Raw genomic sequence first — 19,269 nt, 5'->3', positions numbered from 1 at the left:
CGCCGGTCGTTATCGGCGTCAGAAGCATGAGAGGGAACGCATGAACCGTTTGCTGCTGCGCCTGTTCGCGTCGTTTTCGACGCCGGGGCTGGCCCTAGCCTTCATTTTCTTCGCTGCGTCGCTGACGCCGAGCCTCATGCCGCGCTCCTATTTCATTCAAGGCGCTCTGTCCGGCATTGCCGCCGCGGTCGGGTATCTCATCGCGGTAAGTTTCACTTGGCTGTGGAAGTACTTGGAACTGCCCGTTTTCGACGGCCGCAGGCTGCCCGGCAACCTGATCGTTTGCGGACTTGGCCTCTTGCTGGCCGTGGCTTTCCTTTGGCGGGCTGCCGACTGGCAGAATTCGATCCGCGACTTATGGCATATCGAGCGTGTCGATACGGCCGACCCCTTCAAGGTTGCGACCATCGCCATCCTCGTCTTTTTCGCGGCCTTTCTGATTGGGCGGCTGTTCCGCCTTACCTGTCTGTCCTTTTCGGGATGGCTATCACGCTTCGTCCCGCGTCGGGTCTCGCAGGTGGTTGGCGGGGCACTGGCCATCGTGCTTTTCTGGTCCGTCGTGAACGGCGTGCTGCTGCGCTCGGCTCTCCATATGGCAGACACATCCTTCCGGAAATTGGATGCACTGGTGGAAGACAACATCCCCGTACCAGCCGACCCCGCGAAGACCGGAAGCACCGCCTCGCTTGTCACCTGGGAGGGACTTGGTCGCCAGGGCCGTCATTTCATCTCATCGGGGCCGACAGCCGTTGATATCGGCGATTTCTGGAAGACTGTGGCGCAGGAGCCGATACGAACTTACGTCGGCCTCAACAACGCAGAGACCATCGAGCAACGCGCAAGGCTTGCGCTGGACGAAATGAAGCGCCAAGGCGCGTTCGAACGCTCGCTGCTCGTCATCATCGTCCCAACCGGCACCGGCTGGATCGACCCCGAGGCAATGGATACGCTCGAATATCTGCAGCACGGGGACGTGGCGAGCGTGGGTCTCCAGTATTCCTATCTGACCAGCTGGCTTTCGCTGCTCGTCGAGCCGGAATACGGATCGGCTTCCGCCAGGGCGCTCTTTCGTGAAGTCTATGGCTACTGGACGACGCTGCCGCGAGACAAGAGACCCAAGCTCTACCTGCACGGCCTCAGCCTTGGAGCGCTGAATTCCCAGATCTCCGCCGACATATTCGATATCGTGTCGGATCCCTTCCATGGCGCGTTGTGGAGTGGCCCGCCGTTCGAAAGCAGAATGTGGCGCGACGTGACGGCTGCGCGCAATCCCAAATCGCCCGCTTGGTTGCCGCAGTTCCGGGATGGATCTCTCATTCGGTTCACCAACCAGACGAACCAGTTGGATATTCCCGGTGCACATTGGGGACCAATTCGCCTTGTCTATCTGCAATATGCCAGCGATGCCGTGACGTTTTTCGATCCTCATTCCTTCTACCGGGAGCCGGCCTGGATGCGGCAGCCGCGAGGACCCGATGTTTCGCCGAGCCTGCGTTGGTTTCCCGCGCTGACGATGCTGCAATTGCTCGTCGACATGGCAACCGCTACGACGTCCCCGATGGGGTACGGCCATGTCTATGCTCCGCAACACTACATTGATGGTTGGATCACCGTGACGGACGCGAAGATCGACGCGGAGCAGGTCGACGCCTTGAAGCGGTTGTTCCAGCAGCGGCCAGCGCAGACCGGCGAGGGCGACTAGTTATCCACAGGTCGCGCCTCAAATCGGGAAACGCTGAGCGTTAACCATGTTCATTAGGCTTTCATTCAGCGTCTCGTATCAGTTTGCGCCGCAGTGGCTGGGAAACCACAGCATTGAGGCTCGAAACAATGACCTACAGCGGCTTGCTTTTTACTGCCATCGTGGCGGGTCTGATAACAATTCTGGCCGTCGGTAGCCGTCCGGCCAGCGAAGCCGCGTCCAACTGGCCCCAGATGCAGGTGATGAAGACAGACCGGATCGTCACGGGCAGCGTTCCAGCTCGATAGACGAGGGGTGCGTCGGATTTGCCCGGCGCAAGCGACGCCAGCTGCACCAAATCGGAACCTCCGGCATCTCTTAGGGAGACGCCTTGCCTGACGTTCAGGCTTTGTTAGGCATCCCGGGGGCAATGCCTTTGTCAGGGCAGGCGGATGACCTAAGTCGACATCATGGGAGAGAAATCATCATCCGAGTCGCGGCCATGCCTGATCGATCTGGTGATCGTCGGACTGGTCGCGGGACTTCTGGCCTGCCTGCTACGTGGTGGCAGCATCGGTCCGATCGCGCCGGTGGGCTTGGGAACGGCCTTGTCCTGGTATTTTCTGGGCTTCCCGATCATCAGGACAAGAAATCGCTCGCGTTAAATTGGTAGTCCGAAGCAAGAGCACGTTAAGAGTCGAGGGCTTAAGCGGGTAGGGTTCTTTAAGGCAATTTACCCATGTGTAGTTCCGATCAACGTTACGATGTCATTTGCGACCCGCTCGATTCATGGATCGTGTGGGACAACGAGACTGAAGAGCCTGCTTCTTTCGGCGGGCAGATATTGCACGGCTTGACCGAAGGCCATGCCATCGAAGTCGCTAAGATCATGAACGAGCTCTACGGCAGCGAGAAACGCGATGTGCCGATGGCGTTTCGCAGCCTCGGCGCTTGAAGCCCTGAAGGCTGTCGACAGGTGCGCTTAGCCGGTGGGCTGGCCCCGTCATAGAGTTCAGGCTACTCTCCGCCATCGCGGGCTTTGACGGCGCGGCGTGGAGGGCGGATATCATGGGCACGAAGGAATTGTTCTCAATCGCTGCCGGTCATGCGGCCCGCTTTCGAGAGAAGAACGACGGCCGTCCCCATCACCCATTTCATGACTATTTCGCCTCGGTGGATGCCTTTGCCGGTCCGCTGCCCGAACAACCATCACCCATGGTCGACGTGCTCGAGCAATTGGTGACGGCAGCGGAGCCCGGCTTGCATCTAACGACCGGGGGGCGCTTCTTTGGCTGGGTCATCGGCGGCTCTCATCCGATGGGGGTTGCTGCCGATTTCCTGACGAGCGCATGGGGACAGAATGCCGGCAACCATATGGTGTCGCCTTCGGCTGCGGCGGTAGAAACAGTGGCTGCGGCCTGGTTGCTTCAACTGCTCGGGCTCCCGACAGGCAGCTCTGTCGGCTTTGTCACCGGCGCGACCCTCGCAAATTTCACCTGTCTTGCATCTGCTCGGGGCGAGGTGCTGCTAAGGGCCGGTTGGGATGCAGATGCCAATGGATTGTTCGGAGCGCCGCCAATCACCGTACTGATCGGCGATGACGCGCATACGACCGTGTTTTCGGCTTTGCAGTTTCTCGGACTTGGACACGATCGTGTGGTGCGCATCGCGACGGATGATCAAGGGCGCATCAAGCCTGCAGCGTTCGAGCGGGCGGTAGCGGATGTTTCCGGACCGTGTATAGCGGTCCTCCAGGCTGGCCAGATCAATACCGGCGGCTGCGACGATTTCCGTAGCTTGGTCCCGCTCGCCAAATCGAAAGGCGCATGGGTGCATGTCGACGGTGCATTTGGCCTGTGGGCGCAGGCTTCCGCCCTGCGATGCGATTTGACCGCTGGCGTAGAGCAGGCGGACAGTTGGGCCACCGACGGGCACAAGTGGCTGCAGACGCCGTATGATTGCGGCTATGCGATCGTGCGCGACGAACTGGCGCATCGGCGCGCGATGACCATCGCGGCGAGTTATCTGCCGCTTGCGAGCGAAGGCGAGCGCAATTCCTCGGACTATGTCCCGGAACTGTCGCGACGCGCACGCGGCTTTGCCACATGGGCGATGATCAAACACCTGGGGAGCAGTGGTGTCGGCGCTCTGGTCGATCAAGCGTGTGACGCTGCAAAGGCCATCGCTTTCGCTCTTGGCGCGGAACCGGGCATTGCTATCGGCAATGATGTCGTTCTCAACCAGGTTATCGTGCGCTTCGGAGCGGACCTGCCGCCCGAGCAGGGTGATGAGCTGACGAAACGAACGATCGGGGCCTTGCAGCGCGAAGGCGTCCTGTTTGCCAGCGGAGCGGCATGGCGCGGCAGGCACGTCATGCGGCTTTCGGTTTCCAACTATCAGACGGGTGCCGACGAGGCGGAGAGGGCGATTGACGCAATCTTGCGAGCCTATCGACGAGAGCGCCGCGACGCCAGTGTGACCGAGCGGTGACCTGTCGTTCGCGCTAGAACCCGCGACCCTTCAGCCAGGTATCAATCGAGAGAGCGCCTGCACCGACGGCCGCGAGCACGAACATGCCGCCTGCAATCGCGAGATCCTTCTCGAAATGAAAGAGCTCGTTCTGGTCGCTGAAGTTGGTGTGATAGAGCGTCGCCGTCGCAACGCAAAACAGGCCCAAGGCGGTCGCGCCGATGCGGGTCAAAAAACCGGCCGCGATGGAGAGACCAGCAACGATCTGCAGAGCGATCGTTGCCACAAGCAAGGGGACGCTCAAGCCGAATTGCGCGGCCATCTCGATGGCGCCGGAAAAATTCAGCGCCAGCGATACGCCCTCATGCAGAAAGATCCAGGCAAGAAGCAGCCGGCCGATCAACAGCGTAGTCTCGCGTGCACTTGTGACGACTGTGGATTTTCCGCCTGCCATATGGACCTCCAGCACGCTGCCAACGAACCCGGGATAGCGTTCCGGCATCTTACCTGAAAGCAGCAGATTCGTCAGGCTTTACCGGGTGGCTAGGCTGCATCCATCTTTCGGTTGTCGTCGCTGACCAAAGCCTGGCAGATTCGGAACCGGTTCTTGCCCTGAGACTTCGCCTCGTAGAGCGCGGCGTCGGCGCAAACGAAGATGTCGGAGCGCATGGTTGGGTCGAAGAAGGCGACGCCAACAGAGGCACCGACATGCATCCGGGAGCCATCCCGTTCGACGGAGCGGCTGAGGCAGTCGACGACCGTCTCAGCGAGCCTAGCGACGCTGCCGGCGCTGTCGTAACCGCTGACAAGGACCGCGAACTCGTCGCCGCCGATGCGTGCGACCAGATCTGCCCCCTGGCATGCCGCCAGCAGGCGCTCTGCTGTTTCCTTGAGGCATTCATCGCCGGCCTGGTGACCGAACGTGTCGTTGATCCCCTTAAAGCCATCAAGGTCGATGAGAAGCAGGGCTGTGGCGGTGCCGTTGATACAGCGGAGGGGCAGGCGTTGCAGCGCAGTCTGAAATTGCGCGCGGTTCGGGAGGCCAGTCAGGATGTCGAATTCTGCGAGATAGCGAATCTGGTCGAACATCGTCTTCTCGGCCGTGATGTCGAGTTTCATGCCGAAAATACGGACAGGTACACCGCCTTCACACTCAACGGTCGCGGTAATGCGGATCCATCGCGTATTGCCCTTGGGCGTGACGATCTCGGCGTCGAGTGTAAAGCCTGTGCGTTCCTCGATTGCACGCGTGCGGAGGCGAGCAAGCTCGGCGAGCGACTCCTTCGAGTAGCACTTCAGGATTTCGGCGCGATCGAGTTCGGCGTCGTCTGGCATATCGAAGAGATCATAGACCATCTTGGTCCAGACCAGGCGATTGTCCGGAAGGCTGCATTCCCATACGCCAATCCTGGCGGCCTCAGACGAGCGATCGAAGATCTTGCGGCTGTGGGCAAGCGCAACTGCCTGTTGTTCGAGCTGCTTTTCCGTTTCCGCGAGCGCGTTTTGGAGAGCCTCCATGGCAGCCTGGCGGCCGCGCCGGGAGGGCGCCACGCAGTCTGCGATTTTGGCGAAGGCAGCGAAGAATTTCATGCTCGACCCAACGTTGGATGGCCCAATCCTACAATCGTTGGAATGACTTAAGATTTCGTTTTGTACGCGGCGGCGCCAACGGTCTTGTCGCGCGCGCTTGTGCTAGTCCGGTACTGTTTTGGGCTCAAGGCCCGCCGTCGCCGGTCCGGGTAAGCTTTCGTTCACCGTTCTTCACTAAATTTCGGTTGAAGTTTTAGATCCCTGCCGTTCCTCGGAAGCGATGAGAGCATGGCGTTTGTTTCCATTCTTCGGCGATACGTGCTGCCAACGCTGCTCTCGACGGCGCTGGTAACATGTTCGACCGATGGCCTTATTCCGCCCGGTGACGTCGACAACGGAACTCGGGTCGGATCGATTTCGCCGCAGCGCCGCGCGCCGGCGGCGCAGATGCAGATGCCGCCGAACGAGCAACCCTATCCGGTCGCAGGTGCACCGGTCGCTGATGCAGCAGGTTCGGTCGATTACCTCGATACGCCCAATCTTGCCGGAACGGGACACAGTGGCGCGGGCACTCGGTCACGGACGCTACAGGCACCGCAGCAACCTGGGCGCTTGCCTATGATCGACAGCGATGAGGCAATGGCAGGGGCGCAGGGTGCGGCCGGATCGCTTCGCAGTCAGCCTTCGACCTGGGGAGGGACTCAGCAGCTCTCGGTGCCCGAGGGCGGCGTCAACATGGATGCCGAACTTGGTGCCGAACCGGTTGTCGGCCTCGCCGAGGAACAGCAGCAACAGATCGCGGAGGGGCACTCCGATCAGCCGGTCGTCGATGGCATCGGGACCGACAATCCTACCCAGCTCAATCCTGCACGGATCCCGGCGCCGGCGGCGCAGGCACAGATGAGCAGCGCGCCTGTTTGGAACGATGGCAGGGCGGTCGTGGCGCCCGCGCGGGTGCCCGAGGAGAACGACGAGCAGGAGGTCGCCATGCTGCGGCCGAACAACCCGACCGCGCCGATGATGAGTGCGCCCGCGGCTCCTGCTGATCCGAGCGTCATGCCGGCCTCGGAGCTTGCCTGCCGCCGCGAGCTGAAGCGAATGGGCGTTGTCTATACCGAGAAGCCACCAATCTCGAACGGGCCCGCTTGCCAGGTGCCGTATCCGATCTCGTTGCAGGGGCTTTCCGGCAATATCGGTGTCAGGCCAGCGGTGACACTGAATTGCCAGGTGACGCTCGCTTTTGCCAAATGGGTCAAGAACGAGCTCGCCCCGTCCGCGCGCTTCCGCTACTGGTCGGGCATCAAGACCATTCAGCCGCTTGGCGGATACAGCTGCCGCCGCATGAACAACAGCCGGCAGCGCTACAATCCGATGTCCGAGCATGCCCGCGGCAACGCGATCGATGTCGGCAAGTTCGTTCTGAAGAGCGGCCACGCGATCGACGTGCGCAAGAAGGGGCTGTTCTCGTTCCGGGAGGGCAGGCTGTTGCAGGCCGTGCGCACCGACAGCTGCAAATATTTCAATACAGTGTTAGGGCCCGGGAGCAACCCGGAGCACTGGAACCATTTCCATTTCGATCTGCGCGAACGCCAGAGCGGCAGGGTCTACTGCCACTGAAAAGGAAAGGCCGGCCCGAAGGCCGGCCCAAGGCGAACACGGCGCGGGCGGCACCGCCCGGCCGAGTCAGATCATGTAATGACTGGTAATGCACTTCACGCATGTCGAGGAAACACGGGAGCGTAACGAGATCGCTCAGGCGGCTGCTCCGCAAGGGGTGCGGCGGGACGGAGAGCGCTTGCTGCCTCGCCGCCTTTATGCCGCAGAAAGATCACCGGTTGATGACATGCTGCCACGCCGGAGTTTTCCACAGGCTTGGACATTTTTTTCGCTTGGAAGCGTTTTCACGGAAGTGAATACTCTGTTCAGCAGCGCCGGGATGTCAAAACCACCGGAAACGCATATATAGCGGCGAGCAACTTTTCGCCGCAGCCTCCATAAGAGCCCTTCATGGCCCCGATCATTTCCATTCGAAATCTCACCAAGACCTACGCCAACGGATTTCAGGCCCTCAAAGGCATCGACCTCGATGTCGAGAAGGGCGAAATCCTTGCCTTGCTCGGGCCGAACGGGGCGGGCAAGACGACGATGATCTCGATTGTCTGCGGCATTACCAATCCGAGCGGGGGCGCTGTTTCCGTCGGCGGTCATGACGTGGTGAAGGATTTCCGGGCGACGCGTTCTATGATCGGTCTCGTTCCACAGGAGCTAACCACCGATCAGTTCGAGACTGTGTGGAATACGGTCAGCTTCTCGCGCGGTCTGCACGGCAAGCGATCCAACCCCGCGCATATAGAGAAGGTGCTTCGCGATCTTTCGCTCTGGGACAAGAAGGACAACACGCTGCGGCAATTGTCCGGCGGCATGAAGCGAAGGGTGCTGATTGCCAAGGCGCTATCGCATGAGCCGGAAATTCTCTTCCTCGACGAGCCCACCGCAGGTGTCGACGTGACGCTGCGCAAGGACATGTGGCACGTCGTCGAAAAGCTGCGCCGCTCCGGCGTCACGATTATCCTGACCACGCACTATATCGAAGAGGCGGAAGAGATCGCCGACCGTGTCGGCGTCATCAACGGCGGCGAGCTGTTGTTGGTCGAAGACAAGACGGCGCTGATGGCGAAGCTCGGCCGCAAGCAGCTTATTCTCGAACTGAACGAACCGCTGCAAGCGCTGCCGGATCGGTTTGCGGGCAATGGTCTTTCGCTTGTGGCAGACGGCAGCCGCCTGATCTACGACTTCGATACTCAGAAGGAGCAGGAAAGCATCGCCACGCTGCTGAAGCGGCTCGGCGAGCACAACATTCACTTCAAGGATCTTTCCACGCAACAGAGCTCGCTGGAAGACATCTTCGTGGCGCTCGTGGGAGGGGCAAAATGAACTTCGAAGCCATCAGATCCATCTATTTCTTCGAAATGGCCCGCACCCGCCGGACGCTTCTGCAAAGTGTCGTTTCGCCTGTGATCTCGACATCGCTCTATTTCATCGTTTTCGGCGCGGCGATCGGTTCGCGCATCCAGCAGGTTGAAGGCGTGTCCTACGGCGCGTTCATCACGCCCGGCCTGATCATGCTGACGCTGCTCGGGCAATGCATCAGCAACGGGTCGTTCGGAATCTACTTTCCGAAGTTCACCGGCACGATTTACGAGGTATTGTCGGCGCCGGTGGCAATGACCGAAATTCTGCTTGGCTATGTCGGTGCCGCGGCGACAAAAGGGTTGATGATCGGGGTGATTATCCTGCTCACTGCGAATGTCTTCGTGGACATCCGGATCGAGCATCCAGTGATGATGGTTCTGTTCTTTCTGCTGACAGCGATCACGTTCAGCCTGTTCGGCTTCATGATCGGCATATGGGCCACGAATTTCGAACAGTTGAACCTCATTCCCATGCTCGTCGTGCCGCCCTTGACCTTCCTCGGTGGCAGCTTCTATTCGATCAACATGCTGCCGCCCTTCTGGCAGGCAGTGAGCCACTTCAACCCCGTACTCTATCTCGTCAGCGGCTTCCGTTGGAGCTTCTTTGGCATCGCGGACGTCAACCCGCTAGTGAGCCTCGGGATGATCGCGATCTTCCTGGCGATCTGTCTAGGGACGCTGGGCTGGATTTTCAGGACGGGCTACCGGCTGCGGAGCTGAACACTGCCTCTAGTCCCGCATCCGAAGCTCGTCAGTCTGGATCTGCAAGGATCCGAGGGTCGAGAGGAAGCTCATCCCGAGAAGGCTCTGATCGAGCTTGCCGTCCTGCGCGACGCTGGCGGGAACGTTATGACGGATGATTGGGCCGATGGCGACCTCGGAAAGCATGACACGGGCGGCGCGGGCGCGGCCGTTTGCAGTCATCACGCTCATCGAATATTCGAGGTTGTCAGGGATAATGCCTACTCGCTCGGCGTCTTCGCGGGACAGCGCGATCATGCTGGCGCCAGTATCGACCAGCATCGAAATACTCTGGCCGTTGATCGTGACATAGGCCTCGTAATGGCCGTTCAAAAGCTTGTGCAAGATGACCTCCTGATCACCCTCGCTGGTGGTCACGACCACGGCGCGGCCCGGGACAAGACCTGCGAGCAGACGATTGCCGACCCCGAGTGCTTCCTGCCGATAGAGATAAAGGGTCGCAAGGCCGAGGATCAGGACAAGCCAGATCATCAGGTTGCGAAGGGTCTCGCTGGCGCTGGCGCGGCGCGCCCAGATGCCGGCAGCCAGCATCAACGCGATCGGAAGCAGATAGATGAAGCGGCCGAAATCGTCGGTCCGCATACCGAAGATCCGGCTTGTGTCGTCGCTGAACAGGAGGACGGCGAGACCCAGGCCAAGGACCGCAAGGACGATCGTCAGACGGTTCATGCACGCCGCTCCGGCCTAATCTGCGTAGCCTGCGAGATATCCTGTCCCTTTGCGAAAAGCCGTGCGGGCAGTACGGCCATGAGCCGTTCGCGCTCGTCGTCGGAAAATGACATCCAACCGCCAATCTCGGCAAGCGTACGACCGCAGCCCGTACAAAGGCCGGTCTTTGGGTCGATACAGCAGACATCGATGCAGGGTGTTTGCATGCAATCTATATCGAGATTTCACAGGGCCATGGCAAGGGCGCAGACGGCGGCGATTTCCGAAATCTGTTGCGCCGCGCCGAGCGTGTCACCCGTATGGCCTTCAAGCTTGTGGCGCACGAACCGGGTGAAGGCCATGACCGACAAGCCGCAGCCAAGGAGAGCGCAAACGAGAGGAAGGAGACCAAGGCTCGGCCAGAGAAGCAGAGCGGACACAACACAGCCGGACACGAGCGCCATGTGCATCGAGCCTTCGCCGGGTTGGCCGGCGGCGGCTGCTACGCCCACGGGTCTTGCCGATGGCAGCCGGTGCCAGTGCCAGACGAGCGCGCCGCGGCTGATGCAGGCGATTGCGGGAATCGTGAGCGCCGCGGCAAGTGGCTGCGCTGTGCGTGCGATCGCAGCGAGTGCAGCCGCCCGAAGCGCGAACGACAGGATCAGCGAGAGCGCACCATAGGTGCCGATGCGGCTGTCCTTCATGATGGAGAGCGCGTGGTCGCGGTCGCGCCCGCCGCCGAGGCCATCGGCGCAGTCGGCAAGGCCATCCTCGTGCAGCGCGCCGGTCAATACTGCTTGAACGGCCAGGGCTGCAAACGCCGACATCAGACTGTCGGCGCGCAGGCCGAGCATGACCAGGAAGACAAGCGCGGGCACGAGCGCAATGACAATGCCTGCCATGGGAAAGGCGCGGGAGGCGCGGTCAAGCTTGCCGTCGAAGCCGGCGAAGGCGAAAGACGGCATCGGAATGCGGCTGAGGAAGGCGACGGCGCGAGCGAGGTCGGCCGCATAGTTTCCGATGTTCATTCTCACCCCGACTCCGCGACCATATGCAGCGCTTTAGGAGTTGTTCGCCCCGGCGCCTACCTTTAAGAGAGTGGCGACGAAAGAAGCTGATTTGCAGCGAAAAGACAAGTTACCGACCAAGACAAGGAAATCGCATTCATGAGCGTTTCAGGCCTGCCATTCGACGATTTTCGGGCACTTCTGCGCGATCTCCCGGGACCGGATGCCAGGGCACTTGCAGCCGCGCGCGAACGCGATGCTCAATTGACGAAGCCGCCCGGCGCCCTCGGACGGCTTGAGGAAATTGCGTTCTGGCTTGCCGCCTGGACGGGCAGGGCGCCTGCAGTGAACCGGCCGCTGGTGGCGATCTTCGCCGGCAACCACGGCGTCACCAAGCAGGGCATCACGCCGTTTCCGCCGGCCGTGACGCAGCAGATGGTGGAGAATTTTGCGGCCGGCGGCGCTGCGATCAATCAGATCTGCGTGGCCTATGATCTTGGGCTGAAGGTCTTCGATCTCGCGCTCGACTACCCGACCGGTGACATCACCGAAGAGCCCGCATTGTCCGAGCGCGATTGTGCGGCAACCATGGCCTTCGGCATGGAGGCGATCGCAGGCGGCACCGATCTTCTTTGCATCGGCGAGATGGGGATCGGTAACACCACGATCGCAGCAGCGATCAACTATGCCCTTTACGGCGGGAACGCGCGTGACTGGGTTGGCCCGGGCACCGGTTCCGAAGGCGAAATGCTGGAACGCAAGATAGCTGCGGTCGAAAAGGCTGTGGCGCTGCACAGTGACCATCTTGACGATCCGCTGGAGATCATGCGCCGCCTCGGCGGACGCGAAATCGCGGCGATGGCTGGGGCAATCCTGGCCGCGCGTGTCGAGAGGATCCCGGTGCTGATCGACGGCTATGTCGCGACAGCGGCCGCCGCCATCCTGAAGGCCGCCAATCCTTCGGCGCTCGATCACTGCTTGATCGGCCACGTCTCCGGCGAACCCGGACATTTGCGAGCGATTGAAATGCTTGGCAAAACGCCGCTTCTCGCGCTCGGGATGCGGCTTGGCGAGGGGACTGGCGCGGCGCTCGCGGCCGGTATCGTCAAGGCAGCGGCGGCCTGCCATTCCGGCATGGCAACGTTCTCGCAGGCAGGTGTCAGCAACAAGCACTGAAACCTTCAGGTTTATGACAGGTTGATGACAGAGTTCTTGCCGCGGGGACCGTGAACCGGTATCGCAATTTCTGACTGATGGCGGCAATGGCTGCCATTGACGGACGACGAGGGCACTTGATGAAACCTGCCGTGACAAAACTCACCGGCATCAGCCACTTCTTTGCAGCCGCCAGCTATTCGCTTGGCGGCTTTCGCCGGCTGATCAAGGAGGCGGCGTTCCGGCAGGAACTGTTGTTCTTCGTGGTTTCACTGATCCTGCTGGTCTCCGTCGGCGCGACGCTGGCGGAGTTGATGATCGCTGTCGTCCTGTTTCTCGTGCTCTTTGCCGTAGAGGCGCTCAACACCGCGATCGAGGAAGTCATCGACAGGATTTCGCCTGAGATCTCGATGGTTGGAAAGCACGCCAAGGATCTCGGCTCTTTCGCCGTGCTCTGCACGATTGCCGCGTGCGGGGTGTTCCTCCTGTTTACGATCGGCAAGCATCTGCTGTTCGGGTAAACGGCGCGCCTCCACTTCTTGATGTAATCGGTTGTTGTTACTACACAAGTGCATCTTGTGGGTGTATTTCAACCTACGCTAGGCTGGCTGTCAGGTGCGCACCAACTGGAGGGGTGGCGATGTCGGCGATGGCAGGGAGATCAAACTCAACTTCCGAGGAACGCGAGCGCGGCCGACATGCGCTTCTTCTCTGCATCGTGGGCGGAGTTGCAACGGTTGTAACCCTGCTCTTTATGCTTCTCTCGCAGTTTGACGGTTGGATCGCTGCTACAGGCGTCGGCGGTTTGATTACCTTCCTTGGAATGTCCATTGGTGGTTTCCTTGGCTTTTTGTTCTCGGTACCGCGAATTCTGGCGAAGGACAGCACAGCACCGCTCAGCGCCATTGTTGGCGCGGCAGCAAATGGGACGGGTCCATCTGCCCCGCCGGCGGCTGTGGCGGCGATTAAGCGCGAGCGTCTGCTCAGTTCGAACACGAACCTCGAGCGCATCTCTGAGTGGCTTACGACAATGCTCGTTGGCGTGGGGCTCACACAGATCGGCTCGCTCGATCGGGCAATAATGGGCCTTAGCGGCTTTCTCGACGCGAAGGCCCGGGTTTTCCTCGTCGATGGACAGCCAAATGCCGGCGTTCTCCCCGCAATCGGTCCTCTCCTGCTAGTTTGCGGATTGGTAAGCGGATTCATCTTCTTCTATCTGTATACCCGGATCTATTTGTCGCCACTCTTTCAGCGCGTTGAAGAAATTCTGGGAGACGAGCTAAGCACGGAACCACTGCTAACCGCGATCCCCGAGTTCCGAAATGCGGCGGCGAGCCTTGCCGAGGGCACTGATAACCTATCGATGGCGTACACTTCGAAGGCTTCGGAGATTTCTATAGCAGACAGTCTCGATGTCATCCAAAACCTCCTTTATAAAACCGATGGATACGCGCGAGCACTCGAGCTCAGCAACAAACTCGTGACCACGCCAGCAGTCAAGCTTGCACGGTACTGGTTTCTCATGTCGGCAGCCTATGGCCAAAAGCATCACGCACTATTGGACGCCGACGCACCCGAAGCAGAGCGTCTTTCTGCAAGGCGTGCTGTGCTTGACGCGGTGCAAAAGACCGTCCAGCTCAATCCTAGCTATAGAGCGAGGTTGATTGCCTTGACTGACGCAGGCGCGTTCGACAACGATCTGCAGGATTTTGCGACGAGTGATGATTTTTGGCGGATCGTCAAATAGTCGACATCACGCAAAACTGCGGCGCTTGCGGGAAACCGCTTGGGTATCCTCGACAGCCGGAACGGTCTGAAGCACGCGCTTGGCGGGCAGGATGGCGATAACTTCGGTGCCTTCGCGCAGCTTCGATTTGAGGATGAACTGGCCGTCGTGCTTGGCGAGGATCGCCTGAACGATCGGCAGGCCGAGGCCGGTGCCTTGTTCCGCGCTCTTGATCGCGATCGAGCCCTGGCCAAAAGCGGACAGGACCACCGGAATTTCATCTTCCGGAATACCGGGGCCGTTGTCCTTGATGGAGATGTATTGGCCGCCACCGGCGGTCCAGCCGACCTTGACGTGGATTTCGCCCGATTGCGGCGTGAACTTCACGGCGTTCGAAAGCAGGTTGAGGACGACCTGGCGAAGCGATTTCTCATCTGCCCAGACGGCGGGCAATTCGGGCTCGAACTGCTGCGAGATGGTGATGTTCTTGCCCCGAGCCCTCAGTTGCACCATGCCGATGCAATCTTCGGAAATGTTCAAAAGCGAAATCGCTTCCTCGCTGAGTTCGTATTTGCCAGCCTCGATGCGCGAGAGGTCGAGGATCTCGTTGATGAGATTCAGCAGATGCTCGCCCGAGCGGTGGATGTCGCTGGTGTATTCCTTGTAGGTCGGGTTGTTGAGCGGCCCCATGACCTCAGCTGACATGACCTCGGAGAAGCCCAGGATGGCATTGAGTGGCGTTCTCAGCTCATGCGACATTGAGGCGAGGAAACGGGACTTTGCAAGGTTTGCTTCCTCGGCCCGGCGGCGGGCCTCATCCGACATCGATTTTGCGACTTCGAGTTCGGCGATCAGGTCGTCCTTTTCTGCCTGATAGGCGAGAATCTTGAGGTTGGATTGGAAGAGCCGGTCGGCGATGTAGTTGAAGAAAATGACGGTGGTTGTGAAGATGGCGGTCAGGCTGATCTCGAGGATTTCTCGGGACAGACCGGCCTTGGCGACCAGGCCGAGGACGACAGGGGCGAAGGTTATCAGCACCGACGGTGTCAGCATGAAATTCGACATGGCCGTCACGGAAAGTGCGATCAGTAGCGTAGCGCCCTTGTAAAGCAGGAAGCTCGACGGCTCGCATACGGCGCAGTCCTGCAGAGCGAACACTGCCCAGCAGCAGCCGACCATGAGTTGGCCGAGCAGGAGAATGCGGCGCCAGCTGCGCGCGGTTGTCGCGTTGATTTCCTGGCTGCGGGCGCGGCGCGCGATGAAGACGTTTGCCGCATGGGCTGTCAGTGTCAGCAGCGCCCACAGAAAGATCTGCGTGTCTTCCGTGAAGTAAACGCCGAATGCGGCAATGATGATGACGAAGAGCGGGACGATCGAAGCGCCCTGCAGGACGGCATTGACATACATCACCAGTACGTCGCGATCGAACCCGCCGCTCGCGGCGTGGCTCGATTGCAGGCGTTCCCGCGTCAGCCGAACAGCCTTCGATACAGGCTTGTTCCGGTGACTGCGTGACTTGTCGACGATGTTCTTATCGGTCGATGTGCTAACGCCAGTACTCATTGTGCACGTTGAAACTTGATCCGCGGGTCTCTACACCCTAAAGCCCAATCCTTAAGATGATGTTAGCCATCTTTGCCAAGGATTTGTTTCTGAAGGAGGCGAAAGCGTGACGCGCGGTTGGCGGGTGATGCGCGACGGCGTGACGGCGCTGGCTTTGCTGGCGTTCCTGTGGCTGATTGCGGCGAAGTTGAACGACAAGACAGAAACGGTCCATTCCGGACAATTTCATGCCGCGGATGGTGACAGTCTGAATCTCGGCAATGAGCGGATGCGGCTCTACGGCATCGATGCACCCGAGCTGAGCCAGACATGCGAGCGGGCAGGTGGAGTATGGACCTGCGGTCAGGAGGCGAAGCGGGCATTGCAACGTCTTGTTGGGGCGGTCGATACACAGTGCGCTGGAACGGAGCGGGACCGTTTTGATCGCCTGCTTGTGATCTGCCGGGCTGGCGGCGTCGATTTGAACGCCGTGATGGTGCGGAGCGGCATGGCGGTGTCCTATGGCGCTTATGGTGACGAGGAGAGGCAAGCGAGAATGGAAAAGGTCGGGCTCTGGGCTGGGACGTTTGAGACGCCGCGCAGTGTGCGCGAGCATGCGCCAAGATCGAATGTGCGGGGAATAGCGGGATTACTCGGATGGTGACTGACGAAGGCGCGCCGGACGAGCGCGCGCTGGATCGCCTTCGGCAGGAGATTGCCGCCTGCCGGATCTGTCGTGACGCACCGTTCGGCGGGCCTGGTGCGCGATTGCCACATGAGCCGCGGCCGGTCGCGGTCATCTCTTCCAAGGCGAGGATATTGATCGCGGGGCAGGCGCCGGGGCTCAAGGTCCACGACACAGGTCTGCCGTTCAACGACGCATCCGGCGACCGCCTGCGCGATTGGCTGCATGTCGATCGGGAGACGTTCTACGACCGCGACCGTTTCGCCATTGTGCCGATGGGTTTTTGCTTTCCTGGCTACGACGCCAAGGGAAGCGACCTGCCGCCGCGGCGGGAATGTGCGCCGCATTGGCGGAGTAGGGTGATTTCGGCAATGCCGCAGATCGAACTGGTGATCGTGGTCGGCCAATATGCGCAGGCTTGGCACATGGGCCGGGAGCGCCGCGAGACTATGACCGAGACGGTGCGGGCCTGGCAGACGGCCCTTTCGCGTCCGGGCTCGCCGGTCATTTTTCCGCTGCCGCATCCTAGTTGGCGAAATACCGGCTGGATCAAACGCAATCCTTGGTTCGCAACAGAGTTGTTGCCGACGTTGCGCGAGCGGGTTGCGGCATTGCTGTCTGAAACAAAATTCTTTTAAACTCCCGGAATCGCGCTATACAGAGAAAATAATTCGAAGGGGCTTTGCCGTATGGACCGTCTTGACCGTAAGATCCTGCGTCTCTTGCAGGAGGATTCGACTTTGGCTGTGGCCGATCTTGCCAAGAAGGTCGGGCTCTCCACAACACCTTGCTGGCGGCGCATCCAGAAGATGGAAGAAGACGGCGTCATCAAGCGCCGTGTGGCCATCCTCGATCCGGAGAAGGTCAACACCAAGGTCACGGTGTTTGTATCGATCCGGACGGCAACGCACTCGATCGAGTGGCTGCGACGCTTTTCGGAAGTCGTCGCCGACTTCCCCGAGGTCGTCGAGTTCTATCGCATGAGCGGCGATGTGGACTATCTACTGCGCGTCGTCGTGCCTGACATCGCGGCCTATGATGCATTCTACAAGCGGATGATCGCAAAGATCGAGATTCGTGACGTCTCGTCTGCTTTTGCCATGGAACAGATCAAGTATTCGACGCAGCTGCCGCTCGACTATATGATCCTCGACAACGCCAAGTCGAACGAGGACTGAGGGCTCCTCAGCTACTCGCTCTGGCGGAGATTTCTCAGCCGGTCGAACAGAACCGCGAGTACGATCGCGCCACCGATGAAGGTACCTTGCCAGAAGGCGTTGATCCCCAATAGTCCAAGGCTGTTGCGGATCACCTCGATCAGCGCCGCGCCAACGATGGCGCCGAACGCAGTGCCGACGCCACCGGCTAGATTGGCGCCGCCGATGACGGCCGCGGCGATAACTTGTAGCTCCATGCCCGCACCGATGTTCGTGGTCACGGCGCCAAGCCAGCCCGTCTGGATGATGCCGGCGACCCCGGCCGAGAGTGCCGAGATCATGTAAACGGCGACCTTGATCTTCCTGACGGGCACGCCCGTCAGCGTTGCCGCGTGCTCGTTTCCACCGATGGCGAACACATAGCGGCCAAACCGGGTCCAGCGCAGCACGAAGCCGGTGAGGAGGGCCAGCACTGCCATATAGAGCACCGGATTGGCTATGCCGAAGAACCATGCGCCGCCGCCAAGCGCCAGCAGCTTGTCGTGGTCCGGGCCAAACTGGAAGACAACGGTGTTGTTCGAGGCAACCATCGCGAGGCTGCGGGCAATCGACAGCATACCAAGGGTGACGACGAAAGGCGGGAACCCAAGATAAGCGATCAGGAGGCCGTTGAAGGCGCCCACGACGAGCGCCGTGCCGATCGAAGCCGCAATGCCGGTTCCGATGCCATAGCCGGCATGCATGGTGACTGCCAATACCATGCTGCAGAGGCACAGCACCGAACCGACCGAGAGGTCGATGCCACCGGTGACAATCACAAGCGTCATCCCGAGCGCGATGATCGCGACGAAGGTGACATTGCGGGTGATGTTGTAGAGGTTGGTGGGGGTAGCAAAGGAGCTCGTGGCGAAGGACAGGAAAATGCAGGCGAGAACGACGGCGACGAGGACCCAGAACGTCTGGCTCGCAAAGACTGACGACAGCCAGTTACGCTGCTTCTGCGCTATCGTTTGATCGAGGGTTATTGCCATGGTCGACCTTCGTTCGCTTGCATCCGGTGCTTGTTCACACCTGTTCGATTGCGCCGGTTATGAGCCCCGTGACTTCCTCCGGCGAGCTTGCCCCGATCTGCTTGTCGGCAACCTTGCGGCCGCGCCGCATAACGATCACCCGATCAGCTACCGAGAAGACGTCGGGCATGCGGTGGCTGATCAGGATGACGGCGATGCCGCGATCGCGCAGTTGGCGGATGAGGGAGAGGACCTCCGCAACCTGACGAACGGAAATGGCGGCCGTCGGCTCATCCATCAGCACAAGCTTCGCCTCGGCCAGCATGGTGCGCGCAATCGCGACGGCTTGGCGCTGGCCGCCCGACATCTGCTTCACCAGGTCGCGCGGGCGTGTCTCCGATTTCAGTTCCTTGAAGATTTCGCCGGCGCGCTTGTACATCGTCCGGTAGTCAAGAATGCGCAGCGGGCCGAGGCCGCGGCGGAGTTCGCGGCCAAGGAATACGTTGGCTGCGGCGGTGAGGTTGTTGCAGAGCGCAAGTTCCTGATAGACGATCTCGATGCCGCGCTGTCTCGCATCGATCGGCTTGTGAAGGATGAGATCCTGACCATCGAGCCGCATCGCGCCATGGCTCGGCCGAAAGTTGCCGGCGATCATTTTCACGAGTGTCGATTTGCCGGCGCCATTGTCGCCCATCAGCCCGACGACCTCTCCCGCTTCCAGTGAAAACGAAACGTCGTTGACCGCCTGTATGGCGCCGAAATGTTTTGATATGTTGGCGAGCTCGAGAACTGCCACCAGCCGTCTAGCCTCCTAAAGCCGAAACCCCTATTTCGGGCCGTGATGTAGCTCGCCAGTTCCTCCCTCGCGAGCCGTTGCAACATTACCCAGAACCGCGCGAAACCGTCAATCGGATGCTGCTAATTT

The 19,269-nt window shown here is 60.3% G+C and carries 21 protein-coding genes; 13 read left to right on the top strand and 8 right to left on the bottom strand.

The window, feature by feature from the left end; genetic code table 11:
• The first annotated feature begins 40 nt into the window (after positions 1–40).
• From FHT97_RS13395 to FHT97_RS13380, 4 genes are all read left to right on the top strand, one after another.
• Positions 41–1,702, top strand: a complete 1,662-nt coding sequence (locus FHT97_RS13395; RefSeq protein ID WP_183862778.1) for an alpha/beta-hydrolase family protein — start codon at positions 41–43, stop codon at positions 1,700–1,702.
• Between the two features lie 113 nt (positions 1,703–1,815).
• Positions 1,816–1,989: a hypothetical protein gene (locus tag FHT97_RS13390; RefSeq protein ID WP_176705686.1), complete on the top strand. Its 174-nt coding sequence runs from the start codon at positions 1,816–1,818 to the stop codon at positions 1,987–1,989.
• A gap of 431 nt (positions 1,990–2,420) precedes the next feature.
• Entirely contained in the window at positions 2,421–2,636 is a 216-nt protein-coding gene (locus tag FHT97_RS13385; RefSeq protein WP_183862776.1) for a hypothetical protein, read from the top strand.
• A 113-nt stretch (positions 2,637–2,749) separates the two neighbouring features.
• The gene (locus tag FHT97_RS13380; protein WP_183862774.1) at positions 2,750–4,171 is read left to right on the top strand and encodes an aspartate aminotransferase family protein; all 1,422 of its coding nucleotides are present in this window, start codon (positions 2,750–2,752) and stop codon (positions 4,169–4,171) included.
• Positions 4,172–4,184: 13 nt separating this feature from the next.
• On the opposite strand, the gene FHT97_RS13375 is transcribed toward FHT97_RS13380, so the two are convergent.
• Positions 4,185–4,604, bottom strand: a complete 420-nt coding sequence (locus tag FHT97_RS13375; protein ID WP_183862772.1) for a DoxX family protein — start codon at positions 4,602–4,604, stop codon at positions 4,185–4,187.
• 89 nt (positions 4,605–4,693) lie between these two features.
• On the bottom strand, positions 4,694–5,740 hold the full coding sequence (locus tag FHT97_RS13370) for a sensor domain-containing diguanylate cyclase (protein ID WP_183862770.1): 1,047 nt from the start codon (positions 5,738–5,740) through the stop codon (positions 4,694–4,696).
• 228 nt (positions 5,741–5,968) lie between these two features.
• On the opposite strand from FHT97_RS13370, the gene FHT97_RS13365 reads away from it, so the two are divergent.
• The 3 genes from FHT97_RS13365 (at position 5,969) to FHT97_RS13355 (ending at position 9,372) form a co-directional block, all read left to right on the top strand.
• Positions 5,969–7,297 (top strand): extensin family protein, encoded by a 1,329-nt coding sequence (locus FHT97_RS13365; RefSeq protein ID WP_183862768.1) that lies wholly within the window; start codon positions 5,969–5,971, stop codon positions 7,295–7,297.
• 390 nt (positions 7,298–7,687) lie between these two features.
• Complete coding sequence (locus tag FHT97_RS13360) at positions 7,688–8,614, top strand: ABC transporter ATP-binding protein (RefSeq protein ID WP_183862766.1); 927 nt, start codon at positions 7,688–7,690, stop codon at positions 8,612–8,614.
• Positions 8,611–9,372, top strand: coding sequence for an ABC transporter permease (locus FHT97_RS13355; protein ID WP_183862764.1), 762 nt, complete (start codon positions 8,611–8,613; stop codon positions 9,370–9,372). Before FHT97_RS13360 ends, FHT97_RS13355 begins: the two co-directional genes overlap by 4 nt.
• Positions 9,373–9,381: 9 nt before the next feature.
• Here FHT97_RS13355 and FHT97_RS13350 read toward each other — a convergent pair whose 3' ends face one another.
• The 3 genes from FHT97_RS13350 to FHT97_RS13340 are packed head-to-tail and all read right to left on the bottom strand — an operon-like array spanning position 9,382 to position 11,090.
• Positions 9,382–10,083, bottom strand: a complete 702-nt coding sequence (locus tag FHT97_RS13350) for a TIGR02281 family clan AA aspartic protease (protein WP_183862762.1) — start codon at positions 10,081–10,083, stop codon at positions 9,382–9,384.
• Entirely contained in the window at positions 10,080–10,289 is a 210-nt protein-coding gene (locus tag FHT97_RS13345) for a DUF1289 domain-containing protein (protein ID WP_183862760.1), read from the bottom strand. Before FHT97_RS13345 ends, FHT97_RS13350 begins: the two co-directional genes overlap by 4 nt.
• Before the next feature lie 18 nt (positions 10,290–10,307).
• Complete coding sequence (locus tag FHT97_RS13340) at positions 10,308–11,090, bottom strand: adenosylcobinamide-GDP ribazoletransferase (RefSeq protein WP_183862758.1); 783 nt, start codon at positions 11,088–11,090, stop codon at positions 10,308–10,310.
• 138 nt (positions 11,091–11,228) lie between these two features.
• On the opposite strand from FHT97_RS13340, the gene cobT reads away from it, so the two are divergent.
• From cobT to FHT97_RS13325, 3 genes are all read left to right on the top strand, one after another.
• Positions 11,229–12,245, top strand: coding sequence for a nicotinate-nucleotide--dimethylbenzimidazole phosphoribosyltransferase (gene cobT, locus FHT97_RS13335; protein ID WP_183862756.1), 1,017 nt, complete (start codon positions 11,229–11,231; stop codon positions 12,243–12,245).
• A gap of 119 nt (positions 12,246–12,364) precedes the next feature.
• On the top strand, positions 12,365–12,745 hold the full coding sequence (locus tag FHT97_RS13330) for a diacylglycerol kinase (RefSeq protein ID WP_183862754.1): 381 nt from the start codon (positions 12,365–12,367) through the stop codon (positions 12,743–12,745).
• A gap of 119 nt (positions 12,746–12,864) precedes the next feature.
• Positions 12,865–13,971, top strand: coding sequence for a hypothetical protein (locus tag FHT97_RS13325; RefSeq protein ID WP_183862752.1), 1,107 nt, complete (start codon positions 12,865–12,867; stop codon positions 13,969–13,971).
• 6 nt (positions 13,972–13,977) lie between these two features.
• Here the strand turns inward: FHT97_RS13325 and FHT97_RS13320 are convergent, their stop codons facing one another.
• On the bottom strand, positions 13,978–15,513 hold the full coding sequence (locus FHT97_RS13320; RefSeq protein WP_183862750.1) for a HAMP domain-containing sensor histidine kinase: 1,536 nt from the start codon (positions 15,511–15,513) through the stop codon (positions 13,978–13,980).
• Between the two features lie 106 nt (positions 15,514–15,619).
• Between FHT97_RS13320 and FHT97_RS13315 the strand changes: the two genes are divergently transcribed.
• The 3 genes from FHT97_RS13315 to FHT97_RS13305 are packed head-to-tail and all read left to right on the top strand — an operon-like array spanning position 15,620 to position 17,355.
• The gene (locus tag FHT97_RS13315; RefSeq protein ID WP_183862748.1) at positions 15,620–16,156 is read left to right on the top strand and encodes a thermonuclease family protein; all 537 of its coding nucleotides are present in this window, start codon (positions 15,620–15,622) and stop codon (positions 16,154–16,156) included.
• Positions 16,150–16,815 carry a uracil-DNA glycosylase family protein gene (locus FHT97_RS13310; RefSeq protein ID WP_183862746.1) on the top strand — a complete coding sequence of 222 codons (666 nt, stop codon included), beginning with the start codon at positions 16,150–16,152 and terminating at the stop codon, positions 16,813–16,815. The genes FHT97_RS13315 and FHT97_RS13310 overlap by 7 nt, the downstream gene beginning before the upstream one ends.
• A 51-nt stretch (positions 16,816–16,866) precedes the next feature.
• Positions 16,867–17,355, top strand: a complete 489-nt coding sequence (locus FHT97_RS13305; protein WP_007533095.1) for an Lrp/AsnC family transcriptional regulator — start codon at positions 16,867–16,869, stop codon at positions 17,353–17,355.
• Between the two features lie 11 nt (positions 17,356–17,366).
• Here the strand turns inward: FHT97_RS13305 and FHT97_RS13300 are convergent, their stop codons facing one another.
• Together FHT97_RS13300 and FHT97_RS13295 are read right to left on the bottom strand one after the other, a co-directional pair.
• Complete coding sequence (locus FHT97_RS13300) at positions 17,367–18,365, bottom strand: ABC transporter permease (RefSeq protein ID WP_114712870.1); 999 nt, start codon at positions 18,363–18,365, stop codon at positions 17,367–17,369.
• 34 nt (positions 18,366–18,399) lie between these two features.
• Positions 18,400–19,143, bottom strand: coding sequence for an ATP-binding cassette domain-containing protein (locus FHT97_RS13295; protein ID WP_040674400.1), 744 nt, complete (start codon positions 19,141–19,143; stop codon positions 18,400–18,402).
• Between the last annotated feature and the right edge of the window lie 126 nt (positions 19,144–19,269).

This window comes from Rhizobium sp. BK399, assembly GCF_014194695.1.
GTDB lineage: Bacteria > Pseudomonadota > Alphaproteobacteria > Rhizobiales > Rhizobiaceae > Rhizobium.
The sequence above is the reverse complement of the archived record's forward strand: the minus strand, read 5'-3'. Positions and strand labels throughout refer to the sequence as shown.

Coding starts and splice junctions, on each gene's coding strand:
- FHT97_RS13395 (WP_183862778.1), top strand. CDS start 41: ATGAACCGTTTGCTGCTGCGCCTGTTCGCGTCGTTTTCGACGCCGGGG.
- FHT97_RS13385 (WP_183862776.1), top strand. CDS start 2,421: ATGTGTAGTTCCGATCAACGTTACGATGTCATTTGCGACCCGCTCGAT.
- FHT97_RS13380 (WP_183862774.1), top strand. CDS start 2,750: ATGGGCACGAAGGAATTGTTCTCAATCGCTGCCGGTCATGCGGCCCGC.
- FHT97_RS13375 (WP_183862772.1), bottom strand. CDS start 4,604: ATGGCAGGCGGAAAATCCACAGTCGTCACAAGTGCACGCGAGACTACG.
- FHT97_RS13370 (WP_183862770.1), bottom strand. CDS start 5,740: ATGAAATTCTTCGCTGCCTTCGCCAAAATCGCAGACTGCGTGGCGCCC.
- FHT97_RS13365 (WP_183862768.1), top strand. CDS start 5,969: ATGGCGTTTGTTTCCATTCTTCGGCGATACGTGCTGCCAACGCTGCTC.
- FHT97_RS13360 (WP_183862766.1), top strand. CDS start 7,688: ATGGCCCCGATCATTTCCATTCGAAATCTCACCAAGACCTACGCCAAC.
- FHT97_RS13355 (WP_183862764.1), top strand. CDS start 8,611: ATGAACTTCGAAGCCATCAGATCCATCTATTTCTTCGAAATGGCCCGC.
- FHT97_RS13350 (WP_183862762.1), bottom strand. CDS start 10,083: ATGAACCGTCTGACGATCGTCCTTGCGGTCCTTGGCCTGGGTCTCGCC.
- FHT97_RS13345 (WP_183862760.1), bottom strand. CDS start 10,289: ATGCAAACACCCTGCATCGATGTCTGCTGTATCGACCCAAAGACCGGC.
- FHT97_RS13340 (WP_183862758.1), bottom strand. CDS start 11,090: ATGAACATCGGAAACTATGCGGCCGACCTCGCTCGCGCCGTCGCCTTC.
- cobT (WP_183862756.1), top strand. CDS start 11,229: ATGAGCGTTTCAGGCCTGCCATTCGACGATTTTCGGGCACTTCTGCGC.
- FHT97_RS13330 (WP_183862754.1), top strand. CDS start 12,365: ATGAAACCTGCCGTGACAAAACTCACCGGCATCAGCCACTTCTTTGCA.
- FHT97_RS13325 (WP_183862752.1), top strand. CDS start 12,865: ATGTCGGCGATGGCAGGGAGATCAAACTCAACTTCCGAGGAACGCGAG.
- FHT97_RS13320 (WP_183862750.1), bottom strand. CDS start 15,513: ATGAGTACTGGCGTTAGCACATCGACCGATAAGAACATCGTCGACAAG.
- FHT97_RS13310 (WP_183862746.1), top strand. CDS start 16,150: ATGGTGACTGACGAAGGCGCGCCGGACGAGCGCGCGCTGGATCGCCTT.
- FHT97_RS13305 (WP_007533095.1), top strand. CDS start 16,867: ATGGACCGTCTTGACCGTAAGATCCTGCGTCTCTTGCAGGAGGATTCG.
- FHT97_RS13300 (WP_114712870.1), bottom strand. CDS start 18,365: ATGGCAATAACCCTCGATCAAACGATAGCGCAGAAGCAGCGTAACTGG.